Below are 3,782 nucleotides of genomic sequence, written 5' to 3'. Positions count from 1 at the left end.
CTGCTCTGTGCCCACGTAAGGAGACTCCCAAGAGCTCACATACGAATCGCCGGGAATCTGGAACAGCTTCGCATAGTCGGACTTCATTTCGGCCGCATATTCGGAAGGCGATTCGTGAACGGCGCCTTGGCGCGAATCGATGTAGGCAAGCGCGGCTTCCGCGCATTGCTCAAGCGTGCGCGCTCCATCGCCGACAATGCGGCGATTGTTGGCCTCGCGACTGCAATCGGAAAGAGCCGCAGCCTCATGCGCGATCATTTCACGCGTTTGCTTCCCAAAATACCTCGCAATAGAATCACTCGAACAATCGCCGCCGAAAACCTCATGCAGAAGATCATACAGATACGCACGGCAAGCGAGATCCATGCCGATTCGTTTTTCAAGCTCTTCGTCGAACATTCCGTCATTCCTTTCGCCAGACGGCGGCACTCGTTTTCCATCACGTCTACGAGAACGCCGTAAAGAAGAAGCCGCCGCGTCGCATTCGATGCGCGGCGCGGCGGCAAAAGCAAATGATTACCAGGTCAGTTCGACAGCAGATTCGTCGAACGAGCAATCTTTGGCCTTGATGAGAACATTCGGATGGGTCTCATCAGGGCTCGGAAGCACCACGATAGTGCCAACGTTCAAATCGTCGCCATACTTCGCGCGCAGTTCGTCGACATCGCCGAAGTCGAGAGCACGATTGGGGCAACCGGCAACGCACGCAGGCTGGCTGCCGTTAGCACGAATGCCGTAGCAACCATCGCATTTGCCAGATACACCCTTTTCGGGGAAATACTTCGGATGGCCGTACGGGCAGCTCATAACGCACATGCGGCAGCCGATGCATTTTTCTTGGTCCTGAACGACCGTCCCGTCCTCAGCCTTCTTGATGGCGCCAACTGGGCAGTTCTTCATGCAAATCGGATCTTCGCAATGATTGCAGCTTGCAGAATAGCTATACGTTTTGACGTCGGGGAACGTGCCGACCGTGTAGCTCTTCACTCCACGATACAGCGTCCCAACCCCAAGACGGTTTTTATCCTTGCACGCCACTTGGCACGCGCGGCAGCCAATGCAGCGCGTCATATCGAAGTAAAAACCAAAAGCCATGATTCCCCCTTAGCCAAGATCGAGGATGCGTGCATCGATGTTGCAATCGTCCTCCAACGCCGGCCCGTCATATTTCTCGAAATTGCAGTTATTGTTGTTGTAGCTCGTTACACCACCACCAGAAATGTCGTTTCCGGTCAGGTAGTTATCGGCACCACCTTCGTCAATTCCGGTCTCTTCGTTCACGCGAACCCAAGAACCATGGGGAATGCCAACCTCGCCCGGCATAAGGTTTTCCATGCAGCATGCCTTGCGTAGCACTTCGCCATACTTCGTCCAAACACGAACGGTGTCACCATTCTCGATGCCCTTCTCCTTTGCGTCGGACGCATTAAGGAAGACGGGGTTCGCCCACGCCTCACGCAGCCAAGGGCAGTTATCGAAGACCGAATGGGAGCGGCGGAAATAATGCGGGTTGAACAGCAGATAAGGATACTCGCCCTTTTCGCCGCCAATCTTTCCGTCTTTGAACGTGGTCTCGTAGCCCAACGTAGGAACGATGTACTCAGGATAGGGAGCGTATTCGTGATCGCACAAACCAATGCTGTTGAACAAGTCGGCCTTCGCCTGGCAGGTAATCTCGAACTTGCCGCTCTTGGTCGTCAACGGCTTGCCCTCGGGGTCTTTGATGAAATCGGAATAGCCGATAAAGGACGAATACTTGTCGCCCTTCTTGCGCTCGACCTGGTAACCACCATTGGAAATGAATTCCTTCAGGGTCACGCGACCGGTCTGAGGCTTGCCCTCAACTCCCCATTCGGCGATATCTTCGTCGGTGATGGTCACGAGGGTCTCGAACTTGCCCGAATCGTCATTCTTGATAACCGTCGCGGTAGCGATGCTGTTGAAGAACGCCTGCTTCTCGCTGATCGGGTAAACGGTCTTCGGATCGACGCCGAGAGCCTCCATGATCAAGGAGTTGATTTGAACATCGGTCTTTGCCTCATACAGGGGTTCGGTCACCTGCTTGAAGCAGAAAAGGAACTCGCGGTTCGAAGCAGACAGGCCACCGGGAACCTCCCACTGGGTGGTGACGGGCAACACGATGTCGGAATACATCGCTTGAGTCGTCATGAATTGCGCCTTCGAAAGCACGAAGTCCATCTTGCGATGCGCCTCAATGCCACGCTTCATGTTCGGGCCAGTTTGCAGATAGGCGTTCTCGTCGTGAATAATGCAGTGGATATCGCACGTACGATCTTCACCGGCCTGAGAGCCCTTGCCCGAATACCAGTCACCGACCATGCGATACTTGCCGGTCATGCACGCTTCCCAAACCTGGGGACCAGGAATAACGCCGTCGATTTCGTTTTTCAGGCTGGGGTAGCCAGTCTTGCCAGCCTTCACCAGCGAAGGACCGCCATTGCCAGCATTGGCATGATAGTTGTTGGCAACGCAATTGCCCGGCTTGCCCATATGGCCGCCCATAGCGCCAATCGTCATGAACAGCTGCGGAACGTTCTCGGAGCCATTGCAGCGCGCGGCAGCGAAGTTGTGCAGCAGCCACACGTTCTTTTCCTTGCCGATTTCACGTGCGAACCAGGTAATCTTGTCCGTCGGAACGCCGCAAATCTCAGAGGCCCACTCGGCGTCATGCTTCACGCCGTCGTATTTGCCCTCAAGGTAGTCAAGGAAGTTAACGTCTTCCTTCAAGTCTTCGGGCTTATGGTCGGCGTCAAAACCGACCGTGTATTTGTCGAGGAAGTCCCAGTCGACGACATTGCCCTCGGCCTTATCGAGACGAATCATTTCCGAAGCGACGCCCAACAAGAATGCCGTGTCGGTACCAGTGCGAATCGGAATCCACTCGGCATCAAGCATCTGCGCAGACGCGGTGTAAATGGGGTCGACGGTGATGAATTTGACGCCGGCCTCCTTAGCGCGAATGTAGTGATAGCTCGGCGTACCAGGGGCAGACCATGCAGGATTCGAGGCATAGAACACGATCGTATCGGCATTGAGCATGTCGGTACGGTCGTTGCACACGCCTGCGTCGGTGTGGGGAATGCCAATCGTATTGGCGGTGTTCAAAAGATAGGCGCCATGAGAGGTCGTGTCGGCGGTGCTAGTGTGTCCGCCCCACGCCAAAAGCGGCGAGAAAGCCAGGCGAGAACCATAGCTTCCCAGAAGGAATGCCTGGTTGCCGTATTTTTCCTTGATGGTTTTGAACTGACCGGCAATATAGTCGATTGCCTCGTCCCAGCTAATACGTTCCCATTCGTCTTTGCCGCGAAGCTCGCCATTCGGATTGTCGGGCGACCAGCCCTTGCGCTTGATGGGATACTTCAGGCGATCAGCGCCAAAGCATTGCTGCTGCTGAGTTTTACCGCGAACACAACCGCGCTGCTGAGGATAGTCGAAAGAATCCTCATGGGTGTCATCGGTTTTCTGGCGAACAACGGCGCCGTCCTTGACCATGACCTTGTTCATGCAGCGGCCGCCGCAGTTATGCCAGCACGCCGCAGGAATCCACTCGCCGCCCTTTGCGGGATCGACGGGCAAACCCGTCTCCTCGGTCGTCTCGAGGCTCGACTCCGCAGAGCAGCCGGTCGCAGCAAGACCCGCAACGCCCGCCATAACAGCAGCAGATGCCCCCAAGAAACCACGACGGGAAATATTATTCGTACCCACTGTCAGTTTCCCCCTTCAGATTTCTACATCGCGCACGTTGCATAGAACGCGTAGCG

Annotated in this window: 3 protein-coding genes; all 3 read right to left on the bottom strand. The window is 55.4% G+C overall.

The window, feature by feature from the left end; translation table 11 throughout:
* Positions 1 to 399, bottom strand: a 399-nt coding sequence (locus ACWI8T_RS08910; RefSeq protein ID WP_449138687.1) for a hypothetical protein, incomplete at its 3' end; no start/stop codon positions are given.
* A 117-nt stretch (positions 400 to 516) separates the two neighbouring features.
* Positions 517 to 1,095, bottom strand: coding sequence for a 4Fe-4S dicluster domain-containing protein (locus ACWI8T_RS08905; RefSeq protein ID WP_449138686.1), 579 nt, complete (start codon positions 1,093 to 1,095; stop codon positions 517 to 519).
* 9 nt (positions 1,096 to 1,104) lie between these two features.
* Positions 1,105 to 3,726, bottom strand: a complete 2,622-nt coding sequence (locus tag ACWI8T_RS08900) for a molybdopterin-dependent oxidoreductase (RefSeq protein ID WP_449138685.1) — start codon at positions 3,724 to 3,726, stop codon at positions 1,105 to 1,107.
* Between the last annotated feature and the right edge of the window lie 56 nt (positions 3,727 to 3,782).

It is taken from the genome of Slackia sp. (assembly GCF_977041755.1).
The sequence above is the reverse complement of the archived record's forward strand: the minus strand, read 5'-3'. Positions and strand labels throughout refer to the sequence as shown.

Bases quoted from the DNA above. Each gene is read 5' to 3' on its own strand.
- ACWI8T_RS08905 (WP_449138686.1), bottom strand. From the start codon at position 1,095: ATGGCTTTTGGTTTTTACTTCGATATGACGCGCTGCATTGGCTGCCGC.